General features: G+C 46.0%; 8 protein-coding genes. 2 read left to right on the top strand and 6 right to left on the bottom strand.

Annotated features, from left to right (window positions below):
- Positions 1 to 202 precede the first annotated feature (202 nt).
- On the top strand, positions 203 to 3,574 hold the full coding sequence (locus HQN90_RS10155; RefSeq protein ID WP_173217807.1) for a glycosyl hydrolase 2 galactose-binding domain-containing protein: 3,372 nt from the start codon (positions 203 to 205) through the stop codon (positions 3,572 to 3,574).
- Positions 3,575 to 3,636: 62 nt separating this feature from the next.
- Here the strand turns inward: HQN90_RS10155 and HQN90_RS10150 are convergent, their stop codons facing one another.
- Together HQN90_RS10150 and HQN90_RS10145 are read right to left on the bottom strand one after the other, a co-directional pair.
- Entirely contained in the window at positions 3,637 to 4,725 is a 1,089-nt protein-coding gene (locus tag HQN90_RS10150; RefSeq protein WP_173217893.1) for a Gfo/Idh/MocA family protein, read from the bottom strand.
- Between the two features lie 197 nt (positions 4,726 to 4,922).
- A complete protein-coding gene (locus tag HQN90_RS10145) occupies positions 4,923 to 5,117 on the bottom strand; it encodes a hypothetical protein (RefSeq protein ID WP_173217805.1) in 195 nt (64 codons plus the stop codon).
- A 200-nt stretch (positions 5,118 to 5,317) separates the two neighbouring features.
- Between HQN90_RS10145 and HQN90_RS10140 the strand changes: the two genes are divergently transcribed.
- The gene (locus HQN90_RS10140) at positions 5,318 to 6,334 is read left to right on the top strand and encodes an acyltransferase family protein (protein WP_173217803.1); all 1,017 of its coding nucleotides are present in this window, start codon (positions 5,318 to 5,320) and stop codon (positions 6,332 to 6,334) included.
- A 93-nt stretch (positions 6,335 to 6,427) separates the two neighbouring features.
- On the opposite strand, the gene HQN90_RS10135 is transcribed toward HQN90_RS10140, so the two are convergent.
- The 4 genes from HQN90_RS10135 to HQN90_RS10120 all read right to left on the bottom strand — a co-directional run bounded on the left by HQN90_RS10135 (position 6,428) and on the right by HQN90_RS10120 (position 13,153).
- On the bottom strand, positions 6,428 to 7,204 hold the full coding sequence (locus HQN90_RS10135) for a formate/nitrite transporter family protein (RefSeq protein WP_173217801.1): 777 nt from the start codon (positions 7,202 to 7,204) through the stop codon (positions 6,428 to 6,430).
- A 128-nt stretch (positions 7,205 to 7,332) separates the two neighbouring features.
- Complete coding sequence (locus tag HQN90_RS10130) at positions 7,333 to 8,499, bottom strand: metallophosphoesterase family protein (protein ID WP_338042302.1); 1,167 nt, start codon at positions 8,497 to 8,499, stop codon at positions 7,333 to 7,335.
- Between the two features lie 362 nt (positions 8,500 to 8,861).
- Complete coding sequence (locus HQN90_RS10125) at positions 8,862 to 9,803, bottom strand: aldose epimerase family protein (protein WP_173217797.1); 942 nt, start codon at positions 9,801 to 9,803, stop codon at positions 8,862 to 8,864.
- A gap of 11 nt (positions 9,804 to 9,814) precedes the next feature.
- Positions 9,815 to 13,153 carry a DUF5107 domain-containing protein gene (locus HQN90_RS10120; protein WP_173217795.1) on the bottom strand — a complete coding sequence of 1,113 codons (3,339 nt, stop codon included), beginning with the start codon at positions 13,151 to 13,153 and terminating at the stop codon, positions 9,815 to 9,817.
- Positions 13,154 to 13,182 lie beyond the last annotated feature (29 nt).

Raw genomic sequence — 13,182 nt, 5'->3', positions numbered from 1 at the left:
CGGGATTGTCCATAATTAGGTCAAGATAATAAATTTTATCCCCTGCCCATTTCCAATATTATGGTAGTAAGCTCGTTGTTTAACAAGGAAATGCTACTTGTTTTCATGAGAGGGGGAATGCCCAGCGCAGTTTATATTTCTTTCACGTTTAAAAGTTAAAGCGTTTTAAGATTTTACATTCAGTAAATAGGAGGGTAAATGTATGCATGTAGGCAAAGCGTTCAGGAAATCACTATGTTTTATGTTAGCGCTTTTATTCGTTGCAGCAGGTACGCCAATGGCTCAGGTTGGAACAGCAAAAGCCGCCGAGGTGGGCATAGAAGCGGATGTCACAGCAAACTCTTTAAGCGCTGCATCCAATGTTTTTCCGTTAAGCCAGAACTGGAACATTCAGTCATCAGCCATTGCAACCGCAAACGGATCGAAAATTTCAACGTCCGGCTTCGCAACATCCGGTTGGTTCGGCACGACGGTTCCTAATACCGTTCTGGGAGCGTTAGTCAATGCCGGCAATATCAAAGATCCCTACATTGGCCAAAATATGGCTCATATCGACGAGAGCAGATTCACAGTGCCATGGTGGTATCGCACGGAATTTACACTGCCAGCGTCAGAGGCCGGCAAGAAAATCGCCGTCAATTTCCAAGGCATCAACTATAAAGCAGACATTTGGATCAATGGCAAGCAAATCGCCAACAGCTCGGATACCATCGGTTCCTTCCGTAGCTATGAATTGGATATTACCGATAATGTAACCGCTGACGGCACAACCAAAAACACGCTCGCCGTTCAAGTCACACGGCCTGATTATGTGAAAGACTTGACGATCTATTGGGTGGACTGGGTCCCAAGACCGGCGGATAATAACATGGGACTATGGCGCGATGTCCTTATTAAAACCAGTGACACCATAAAAACGCGCAACCCGTTTGTTACCTCAACTGTGGATGCCAATCTTGCTGCCGCTCATCTCAATGCCTATGTGGAATTAAGCAATACGAGCAAAACGGACGTAACAGGATCCGTTTACGCCACCATTAAAGACCCTTCAGGCGCTGCCGTTGCGAGTATTTCGAAGACTGTCACTGTAAAAGCTGCAGCCAAGGATCAGGAAGTCTCCTTCCTAGGGATCAATGTCGCCAGTCCTCAGCTCTGGTGGCCGATCAATATGGGCGATCACCCGTTGTATACAGTCGACTTTAGTTTTAATGCAAACGGCAAAGTCTCCGATCGTGTGGTACAAAAATTCGGAATCCGCGAAATTTCAACGGAAATGAATGTATCCCCTTCCAATTCGGTTGATCCGCCGCTCAAAGATATGGTGCAATTCTATGTAAACCACAAGCCTGTTCTCATCAAGGCGGGGGGATATTCGCCTACAGATCTTCTTCTGCGCCGTGATCAGAATGCGAACAACGCGGTCGTTCAATACGTGAAAGATATGGGCCTGAACACCATTCGCGACGAAGGCAAATTCAATGATGATCATCTGCTCCAGCTATTGGACGAGAACGGTATCCTGTTCATGGCGGGCTGGGTATGCTGCGACAGATGGCAGCAGCCTGCTTCCTTCACGGATAACGAAGCGAAAATCGCCGGAGCATCGCTATACTCGCAGCTTCGCGAATTAAGAGTACATCCGAGCATGATTGCTTGGTTGAACGGCAGCGACAATCCGCCTTCGTATGGCAATATGGAAGACCAGCCGTCAGGCTCAACGGTAGCGCGCGGTAAATTTATCGAGCAGATGTATCTGGATTTGGAACATCAGATGCATTGGGAGGATTTCAGCGCTATCATCTCAAGCGCTTCCGCCAAAGTTGCGGAATTAACCGGTACGGTGGGCGGTATGCACATGGATGCTACCTATGATTACGCGCCGCCGGCGATGTATTTCGAAGATATGAAGCTAGGCGGGGCATTCGGATTTACATCGGAGGCAGGACCTGGACCAAGCTTGCCTGTCACGGAAACCTTAAAGAAAATTTTACCGGCAAGCGCACTCTGGCCTTACAACGCAGGTGGAGATAACTATCAACAGTGGAATTACCATGCATCCAGAGAAGCTTTCGGGACGTTAGAAGTGTTCCAGAAGGCGCTGGACAGCCACTACGGATCATCCAATAACTTGGAAGAATTCAATATTAAAGCGCAAGTTCAGCAATATGACGCACAGCGCGCACAATTCGAAGCCGTGAACGCCAACAAATACACCAAAGCGTCAGGCTGGATTCAATGGATGCTCAACAATTCATTCCCAAGCTTGTACTGGAATCTATTCGACTTTTATTTGAATCCAAACGGATCTTACTTCGGCGTCAAGAAAGCGAATGAGCCGGTGCACATCATGTTCGATTACGCTTCCAAGGAAGTTAAGATTCTCAACAGCACGAAAGACGCTTACTCAGGCTTGAAAGCCAATGTCAAAGTCTACAATATCGACAGCACCAAAGTGTATGACAAAGCGTTCAATAACCTGAACGTTTCTCCCGACGGAGCAAGCCCGGCTGTGGGCGGAACACCTAAAAAGGTCGGTTATGAAACCATCAATTTCGGCGGCAAAATCAAGACAGCGAGCGGCATTACGATTGTGAACAAACTGAATGAAGATTCGCTTAATCTATCGCCTACCTATTTCATTCGTTTGGAATTGCGCGATGCGGGCAACCAGCTGATCAGTGTGAACACCTACGCCCAAACGAAGAAAAAAGATCTGGTCAGATATCAGAATCATGATTGGAACTACACGCCTCAAGATCAATACGCCGACTTCACAGAGTTACAAAGCTTGAACCCAGTTGACTTGCAACTCGTCAGCAGCAATGCTGTAACAACAGGTTCTCAACAAACGCTCACATATACGGTCAAAAATAACGGCAATTCCATTGCTTTCGCGGTTTTCGCCAAGATCAAGAAAGGTACGGGAGGCGATCTTGTAGCACCTGTGAAAATGGAAGACAACTATTTCGTCTTGCTTCCGGGCGAACAAAGGACCCTTACGGCCGAGTATGCGCTCTCCGATTTAAACGGAGCTGTACCGGTCATCTCGCTGGATTGCTACAATAACATTATTACGAAGAAAACTCCAACGCCAACAACGCTTGATCTGGCCAAAGGGAAAAAGACTGCTGTATCGTCTACAGAGTCCGCATCTTTCCCGGCAAAGAATGCGGTGGATGACAGTGTGTTCACCGAATGGCAAAGCAATTCGAAAGACGCATCGGGCAACGATCAGTGGCTTTCGGTCGATCTCGGAGCGTCCAAAAAAATCAATCGAACCATCACCCGATGGGGCTTTGCAAACTATGCGCGTGAAATCAAAATCCAAGTATCCGATGACAACAATACATGGCAAACTGTCGCTACGGCAACAAACCCATACGGCTCTACAGTGAGCGATATCGCTTTTAATACCGTCACGAAACGTTATGTGAAAATTGTCATGTCCGGTAAGCGGCCTAGTGCTCCGCAAGTAGGCAGCGGCGGCTCAGGACAAGGATTCACCGGATTGAATGCTGTCCCTGCAGCCAAATCTTTTAAAATCGGTGCATTTGAGGTCTACGGATCCAACTAATCCCATCAGATGCTTAGCCTCCAGTCCCAAGTTAAACGTGGGGCTGGAGGCTTCTTATTGCCTTACTTATCCAGCGCCCAACATCTAGGCGTCGCTGTTATGGTTTCGCCAGTTTGAATCGCTTGCTCCATCATCATGCCCAAATAATGATCCTGTGAAGCTTCATTGAGACTATAAAAGCTAGCTCCGCCAAACGTGTAATCAGCCATTTTCTGCAGGCAGCTGGCAATCGCTATTTCATCATCGTACAATCTAGCCGGAGCAAACGGATTCTCGTAGATCCATTGTTCTCCGCAAATGATCCCTTGCAGAAAATATCCTTCTGCATTCTCAAGCTCACCTTTGTTGATGCGCTTTAGCTCCAGTTGAAGCGGTATGCATGTTTCTTGTTGAATAAGCACTCTCTGATCGAAGATTTCTCCTCGTTCGCCTCTGACGGACAAATGATTCGAGCGAACCCATGAACGATGCTGATCCTTCGTAAAATCGTAAATACCCAAACGATCACCGAAATCCAACCAAGCCAGATCTCTGGAGAGCGGAATCATTGTATCTACGGTCGGCGGACCGCTGCGTGTGGGGCCTTGAACCCAATTCGATTCGAATCGCATCGCTTTGATTTTAACTTCTTCATAGGCAACTCCCAGCATCTTCCGAATTAAACTAACGCCATGGTAGAACTGAGAAATCGACACACTCGTTTCGGTAATTCTCCCCAATCGACCTGATTGAATAAGTGCCAAACGTGCTTGTTGAACAGGATGCAGATGGTACTGCTCAGCTACTTGAATACGAGCACCCTGCAAAGTTAATTCCTTATGAAGCCGTTCAAGCCCTTGCAGATCAGGAGCAGGCGGTGTTTCCAACAGAACCGGGATATCTAATTTGGCTAATTGCAACAAATACTCCAGACTTGCGGATGCGCTTACACAAAGGACGATAAAATCTGGTTTTTCATGAACTAGCAGCTGATCCAGATTACGGTATGTTGCCGTCCCCCAATTCGCTTCCATCTCATTGCCTTTGGACTCGTCTCTTACAACCATCCCGCTAATTCGGAATCGTTCCGGCAACGCCTGAGCAATGCGCAAAAAATATTGCGCCCGAAAGCCAGCCCCTCCAATTATACTAAATGTCACGGGTCTTCCCATTTCAGATACTTGTGTCTCCATGGTGATATCTCTCCTTCAGCCTTCATCACACGAATATAGTGTTTGCACGCTTTCTTTATTTTCGATCCCTCTGTATCTATTATACTGGAAGGAATACAGCAAAAAGAAGCCTCAATTATAGCGAACATAATTGCAGCTTCTTTTTGCTGAAACGGGATCTCTTTCGTATTCAGAAATTAACCCTCATTCTTCCTTGACGATCCCTCGTTCTGGACTTCATAACCCGTTATCTTCTCTCTAACCAAAGTGACTACGCCATCTTTGCTCTTCAATGTCGTCTTCACCTCACCGATTTTGCAATCCTCACAGATCCAACTATTGCCTAATTTCTTAAAGCCATTTGTTGTGCCGCATTGCTCGCATGTGATCATTATCCTCAGCTCTCTTTCTAATAAGCTGCTTCTACTATAGTACTTAAATCATTCAACTTCTGTGAGATATATCACAGCATATACGAAAAGCGCCATGGAACCTGCGTCTTTTCTGTTTCGTGACTTACATCACAGCAACTTCATTATGCCAGGTTTACATTAAAGAAGTAAGAATTACTACCCTCATGGAGGTAATGATTGTGGATAAAGAAGACCAAACAGCTACGAATACGTTCATGTTAAACACTAAGTTTCTCCTCATTTTGTTTGTGGTCATTGCCAATTGCATAGAGCCTCTTATTCAACAAAATGCAGCTTTACATGCCTTGTATCTGGGGATTTACACCTTTCATATCCCTATGTTTGTCATGGTTACCGGATATTTCTCTCGAAATTTCAAGCTTGACGTCTCTGGTATCCAGAGCTTGCAATTAATTTTCTATCATTACCTTATCTTTCAAAGCCTCTACTCCCTGCTGGATGCTCTGGCTTTCCATGCGCCGGGTGTCCGCTATTCCTTTTTTATTCCCTATTCCTTGTTATGGTTTTTATTCAGCCATTTTTGTTGGCGACTGCTCCTTCTGCTCTTCAACAAAATGAAGCATCCACTTGGGATTTCTATTATTCTTGGCCTGCTCGTCGGGTATGCTCCTTTTAGCGGAACAATGCTTAGCTTCTCTAGAACAATCGTTTTCTTCCCTTTCTTCTTAGCTGGTTACTATCTTCAATGGGACAGAATCCTTAAAACGATCTTTCGAATGAATAAATACGTTAGTGCCATTCTTCTGTTGAGTATTCTGTGCTTTTTGAACGTCATGCTGCTTGATCCCAAATGGTTATACAGCAGTTTTACTTATATGGAGCTAGCTTCCATTCATTGGTATACCGGTGGGTATCGTTTAGGTATCTATATGTTGGAAATAGTCGCCTCTTGCTGCTTCTTGCGTTTCGTGCCACGGACACCATCCCTGCTGACTGAATGGGGTAAATATACGGTATATGTGTTTTTGCTGCACGCACTCATAACGAAAACAGCCATTTCTATGGGGCTCTTCACCTATGTTCATACTGCCGTACAGACAGCTCTGGTCTTACTGCTTGCCCCCGCAATGACTTGGCTGCTGTTGCAAGGATGGGTACGCCGTCTATGCAAACCACTTATTGAACCTAACCTAACTTTCTGGAAACGTTGGATAATCGATAAGCACCATGTATAAAAGATCGTACAACGGAACTCCTGTATGCCAAAATAACCAGTAGTGCTGGAAATCCCTCCTGCGCTGCTGGTTATTTTATAGTATTTTACTCCTTCACTGGTTCAAGCGATTCCGATAAACCAAACCATACATTCCCGCTACGAACACAGCACCCCCGATTGAATTTCCTATATATACGGGGACAAAATTGTACAGATATGCCATCCACGTAGCTTGACCTGCAAAAATAGCTGCTGGAATGACGAACATATTCGCCACTACATGCTGAAATCCAATCGCTACAAAAGCCATGGTGGGAAACCATATCCCCCAGATCTTTCCTCCACTATCCTCTGCCCCGTATGATAACCACACGGCAAGTCCAACTAACCAGTTGCAGCCTATGCCCGATAGCAGTGCTATAATAAAAGGCTCATCCATCTTGGCATGGGCGATTTTCACTAATTTAGCTACATAAACACCATGCTCAGTTAACCCTGCTAGATGTCCAAACGCATAAGCAATGAACATCGCCCCAAGCATATTGCCAACCGTGATAACTGCCCAGTTGCGAAAGATGTCAACCAACTTGACTCGCCTTGAAATGAACGCCACAGGCACAGCCATCATATTCCCAGTCAGCAGTTCCCCTCCTGCGAGCAATGTTAATATAAGACCAAGTGGAAATACGCATGCCCCTATAAAATTGCCAAAATCACTCCACGGAGCAGGAACCGCAGCACTAACTCTAATGTACAGCAGAAATCCAAGAGAGATATAAGCCCCACCCACAAAACCTAATACAAGTTGTGCATATAAAGGTAAATGCACCTTTTTCTCTCCCGCTTCCATCGCTCGTTCCCAAATCTGTTCCGGCTTGGCGATCCCCATATCTACACCTCCAGCAAACTCTTTTCCCTTAGTGTAGGGGATCGCTTTCGATTTTCATGTGAAATATATCACATTACACAAAAACCGCAACCCGCAAATTAGCGTGGTTCCGGTTTTATGATCAAAAATTAGGTGCTAACAACGTCAAAAGCCGCGCGCGTAAGCTCCGTATCCATCGTTTCTCCCAAATAAATCATTTCATAACTTCCAGGAGCTAATTGTACATTGAACCTAATTACGCCATCTGGCTGGCAGACAGCATTAGTATTTATACTCGCTATCGGCGTTTTGGGACTTGTCTCACTAGGCATCGTTCCGCTTGCAAATATCCCAAAAGCATCAGCGCCCACTGAACCTGTATATGTGACCTGAATGGTTTCCTCTACTTGATAGACATTCTTATCGAGTTGCATGGTCGGATTGCCTAGATCAAGATCCGGATCAACAGCCTTATCGACAACTGGAATTTGCGCAGGGAGCGATACGACATACTGGGCATCAGGAATCCATGATTTAGCCAGAAAATCTCTTCCTTTTACAAGCACCTTATCCTTGTATACTTCAACAAAGAAGCCTTGCGAACCGGCTTTGCCTATATCGTTATCCGTCCATAAGTATCCTGCAGAAGCACAGTTGAACATCGTCGCATACTTGGCACTGTACATCGTATCTTTGGACCCTAGCTCCCAATGCGTATGCCCGCTAAATAAGATGGACTGCGGGTGTTTAGAGAGTATGGTTTTCAATTCCCTATCTTGCCTAACCCCATACCAGTTAAAATCTTTATTATTAGCAACATTAGCACCGGCTACTGTATTCTTCAAAGGCTGGTGATGGAAAATAAATATTGGCTTATCACGAGCTTCCTTCTCTGAAAGCTTTTCATCCAGCCATTTAAGTTGTGTTTCTGATAAATAAGAGGAATCCTTCAAGCCCTTTTCTGTTCCCAGGAAAATAAAATGATACCCTTTAATCCATAAATCATAATACTGCTTACGCATACCTGTAATAGCCGTAAAACTGCTTAGACGCTGATTAAAATCTGCCCACCTGACGTCATGATTGCCTAAAGTAACATGCATGGGCGGTAAACTGCCTTTGTATAAATTCCATATGGACGAAAATGTGTTATACTCGGCAAGTGTGCCGCTGTCGGTGATATCGCCAATGTGCATAATACCATCGCTATCCGATACAGTTGCGCTAATATCTTGTAAGGCGGAATTGAAATTTCTGGAATAGGTTTCGGTTGGAGAACCTTGAACGTGCGTATCCGTAATAACTTGAAATTTCACAAAGATCAATTCATTCTACCCCATTTCAATTCCAGGAAATTTTCTGCTTATTTTCAGCCCAATAAAGGAGATAACCCATGCCCAAACAACGTCAACTCATAGAACCTTCTGACTTCGAACGAATGAGAGTATTTCAACAACCCATCTCTGTCTTTATGCAAGGTGAAATGATAGGCGAACATGTAATCATTCAGTCTCATGATGCCGAATTTGTATGTGGCACCAATGGAGAACGGTACGTTAAAGCAAATTGTGAATTTCTTAGTAAAAGATAATTCGACATGATCGTTGCACTCCCTCTTTTCAGTACATGATGCATTAAAAGGCTGTGCTAGCGCACAGCCTCCCACAAGGAATACAACTCACTCCGAGAACTTGTTAATTCTATGACACCAATCTCCTGCACCGATAGAAAGCTCCAGATACCATTCAAAGAATGCGTTTGCCGGTATTCGCCGCGCAGTCCCATTCCCCACTGCCATGTCAAGCGAGTCATAATAGCCGATACTAGGCTCCAACGCACAAGTAACCCGATCATTGAACTTGCCTTCGTCCATCCAGACCCCTAGGTACGGAACCTTATCACGAGGAACAGACACGATCAAGTAGTTGCCGCTCTCTTCCCCGTATAAACCAGACCAACCCGCAGGTACTTGGCCTTCGTAATAGAACTTTCTGCCATCTCCAGTAACTACAGGAGCAAGCCGTGATACATCATCCCAGGTATACGATTCTTCCCGCTTAAGAGTAAGACCTTCGTACACACACATCATTTTCTCCATTTTTTCTGGAAGAAGAATACGCGTTGGCTCCGTGATTGCGAATTGGGGATGCGGCACCCACAAAAAGGGCATAGGCTGGTCGCTCAAATTGTCAGCACGATAATCTATTCTTATCCGATCTGATGAAGGAAAAGAGACGCGTCTCGTGAACTGATAAGGGAGCCGCGGACTGCGAGCAGAGCAAAAAATCGTGTTTTGATCCATCGTATAATCCCAAGGAATCGCCCATACTTCTCCATGATCTGGCAGACTCATATCTTTATCTATCATAGACGGACAAGCATTTATTGTCGGAAAACATTCATCCCATCCGCTCATATCCCAATCTGAGAAGCTGGAGCCATATTCCGGCTGTCGCAAAGCGCGATGCCCGGAGTCCAGCATCCATTCCCTCCCTGTAGGCTTGTAAAGGATAGAAACCAATTTCCCTCCAATACCAGGTACCGTTGTTAGGCTGATATGTTCGCTTTCCATGGTTATAGAATCAAAACCTTTGTAGGTTCCCGTGGTTATACGAACCATCGGAGCGTTCTTCACAAGCTCATGCCTCGATGAATGCGCGCACCCGTATGATTGGCTTCCTGACGAAGTGCTGCATCAAACTGCTCTTGCGCCAGCTGCATATTCCCCAAACCGAGATGCCCGAGTCCCATCATGTAGCGGCAGTGAACTTCATTACGTACGTTCAAATCATCTTCGAACACTAGGAAATCCGGCAAGGAAACAGCGAAATAGTCAAATTTCACTACATCGAAGAGATGCTTCTCCGCATAATCAATCAGCTTATTAAAGCGGCGCTTAGCTTCCTTCTCATTGCCTAGAGCAAGCCAAGCCATCCCTTGATAAAATATCATATCTGGCGGTTGGTCATTGTAATACATTGCGCTAGCCGGCTCCTCCAATCCCTGAGAAGCAATCAGGAAACATTCCTGTGCAAGCTCAGACTCATGTAAACCTGCATGAGCAAGTCCGAGATAGTAATAGATATTGTTTTCTTGCGCGCCAGACAACTTGCCTTCACCTAGATTATCCGGATAGATAAGCGCTTGTCGCAATAAGCTAACGGCTTCTTCAAAGTGTTCTTCAGCCAAAGCTCGCTTGGCCAATTCGACATGGGCAAAAACATGCTGGCCCGTTACTTTGCCTTCGCCACCCTCCCATGGGTGGAAGTTGCGTGCGTGCAGGGCTTGAACGGCTTTCTCATGATAACCTTGCGCATTCAATAGGGTAATGTACTCCACGTAGAGATCATCGCGTTTGTTTACCAAAGCTAGATGTTCCCCCAGCTTGCCGCAGCGTGTCTCTGCCGTGTAACCGAGCTTTTTATACAATTGATCCAGTTCGTAGAAAATGCGTGCATCATCCGGCCCATAAGCAAAAGCCTGTTCCATGGCAATCAGCGCCGATGCTGCGTCCCCGCGCTTATTATAATAAGCGAGTGACAGATTCCGATGTACAGTCGGGAAATCTTCCCGAATAGAGCGTGAAGCTTCCCAATGCGTGATAGCGTCTTCGTGTCTTCTTTTATCGTAATACCAATTACCCAAATAATACTGTGCTTTATCATCTTTCGCGTCGGCCGCAATGATACTCGACAATACGTGTAAATCGAATAGACTATTCGGGAAACAGTAATCGGGTGCTGCCACGTTTCCTGACTTGCGATGAAGTCGAGCCAGTTCCAACTGACCTAATCTCTCATGCAGGTAGCTGAGCGTGTAATGAATCATCGGGTACACTTTAGTAGAGTCATGACCTTGGATGATGCGATCAAGCACGTCGATCGCTTCCTCGTACAAGCCGCAATTCGCATAATCAGAAGCTAGATGGAGATAATTATGAGCATCCCCACGCATAAGCCGCAGCAGTTCAGCTTTCACTTCGTTGGCAATCGCTTGCTCATCTTGACGTGATAATGTAAGGTAGCGTTCGTTGGCTGAACCGAAATCAGCGATATCAAGTGCCAATGTCTCCTGCGAATAGACGAATGCTTCTTCTAAACGTCCTAACTTGCGAAGCAGCGTGGCTTTCAGGTGACGTGCTTTGTAGTTGCGAGCATTGCGAATAAGCGAGCGCTCGACGAGTTCAAATGCTTCTCGGAAAGCCTCCTTATCGCAAGCGATTTGTGCCAGTGTGAAGAAGCCAGCATCTTGCCAAGCCGCGGACCATGTAGATTTGTAGAGCGCTGCAAACGCTTCTTCCAAACGTCCTTGAGCTTTAAGCGCAACCCCTAATTGATAGAACGCTTCACTGTCATAAGGGTTCGGATTACGCCATGTTAGTGATTTCACAGCAGTCCGGAAGTGGCTTTCCGCTTGGGTATACAACCCACGACGCAGCAGGAGCGTACCGTATGCCACGTTCATGCGGCTATCGCTTGGGTCGCGTTGCAAGCCTTCTAAGTAGTAATCTTCAGGTTCGAACGTAGCATGACGGTACTGCTCTAAATGCAGACCGGCCAGATACAGCTGCTCATTCGTTTTCAGCTCTGTCGGGGCAAGCAGCGGCTTAGCTGCATCTGGTACTTGCTCGATGGACGGCTTCGCAGGTTGATAGGCAATGAGTAAGGTACCACTCTCATCCCGAACAGTCAGCTTCAGGTCATGTGGCTGATCGTTATCATCAAGCGTGATGACAGACTTGAACGTTTGTGTAGGCGACAATAGAGCGACTTCCTTCACATACGTGCGGCTTCGGCCTGTTAGCTCCACAACAGCGTTCTCGAATACAGAGGTTGCATACGCTAACACAACCGCTTCGCGCGTCTTCTCATCCACTTCTAAGTTGACGGCAGCATCAATGGAAGCATTTTTCACAACGCCGATATTTTTGTATGGCATGAAATACTGTTTGAACGATTTCTCCTCATACGGCTGCAGCCACGTGAAATCCGGTTGATTGTCCGTGTACACACCGGTCATGAGCTCAATGTAAGGTCCATCTTCATCTGTCAAATTGCGATCCCATGCCTGACCGAATTCGCCATTCCCCCAAGTCCACTGTTTCTTGCCTGGCGATACATGATGATTCGCCACGTGCAGCAAACCTGCCTGAACGCCGTGATCATAGCCTCCTACGAAGTTATAATCGGATTTATAGGCCATATACGAAGTAGGAACGGGAATATTTTTGTACCGTGAGATATCAACGCCAGCCGAATAATCCATCTTGTAATACGTTCCTGTCGCGATTGGAAATCTGGAGACGTCGCGTTTCCCATGGTCGAAGACCGCCGTTACATCTGGCGGAAATACGGATTGCGTATGATCGTTAACTGCAACAGCAGGGTTCGCCCACCATAGGAAGGTTTGCGGTTCCGGTGTCCGGTTATACAACTGTGCAGAAATTTCCAGATAGGCTTTGCCTGGATATAGGGTGAAGCCTGCAGTTACTTTCGTCCCATACATGCGATCGATCTCACTCACCCATACCGTGGCGCTTCCATCTTCGTTTTCGGTTAGTTTGTATTCCACTTGACCATACGTATTCGGACGGTGATGCTGCGGCCAGTTGAATTCGATGCCGCCGGAAATCCATGGACCCGCTAAGCCAACCAGTGCTGGTTTAATAACTCGATTGTAATAAACGAAGTCATAGTCATTCGTTTTGTCCAACGCTCGGTAAATCCGTCCGCCAAGCTCGGGCATGATCTCGATGCGAATATAGTCGTTTTCCAATATGACCATTTGATAGGACTGAAGTTTCTTCTCATCTTCAATTTTATCTACGACCGGATGTGGATACACCTTGCCTGAGCTTCCTTGATAAACACGCTTCTCTAGGAACATTGGATTGCGATCCGGCTCCCCAACTGCATAAGTCGGAATTGATGCTGATTCCTCCCATATACGAACTTTCTGACTCACTACCATCACTCCCTTGTTTGATTATCTCTACTTTA

The sequence above is a fragment of the Paenibacillus alba genome, assembly GCF_013204855.1.
In the GTDB taxonomy this organism is placed as follows: Bacteria; Bacillota; Bacilli; order Paenibacillales; family NBRC-103111; genus Paenibacillus_E; species Paenibacillus_E alba.
The sequence above is the reverse complement of the archived record's forward strand: the minus strand, read 5'-3'. Positions and strand labels throughout refer to the sequence as shown.

Coding starts and splice junctions, on each gene's coding strand:
- HQN90_RS10155 (WP_173217807.1), top strand. CDS start 203: ATGCATGTAGGCAAAGCGTTCAGGAAATCACTATGTTTTATGTTAGCG.
- HQN90_RS10145 (WP_173217805.1), bottom strand. CDS start 5,117: ATGATCACATGCGAGCAATGCGGCACAACAAATGGCTTTAAGAAATTA.
- HQN90_RS10135 (WP_173217801.1), bottom strand. CDS start 7,204: ATGGGGATCGCCAAGCCGGAACAGATTTGGGAACGAGCGATGGAAGCG.
- HQN90_RS10120 (WP_173217795.1), bottom strand. CDS start 13,153: ATGGTAGTGAGTCAGAAAGTTCGTATATGGGAGGAATCAGCATCAATT.
- HQN90_RS10125 (WP_173217797.1), bottom strand. CDS start 9,803: ATGGTTCGTATAACCACGGGAACCTACAAAGGTTTTGATTCTATAACC.
- HQN90_RS10150 (WP_173217893.1), bottom strand. CDS start 4,725: ATGGGAAGACCCGTGACATTTAGTATAATTGGAGGGGCTGGCTTTCGG.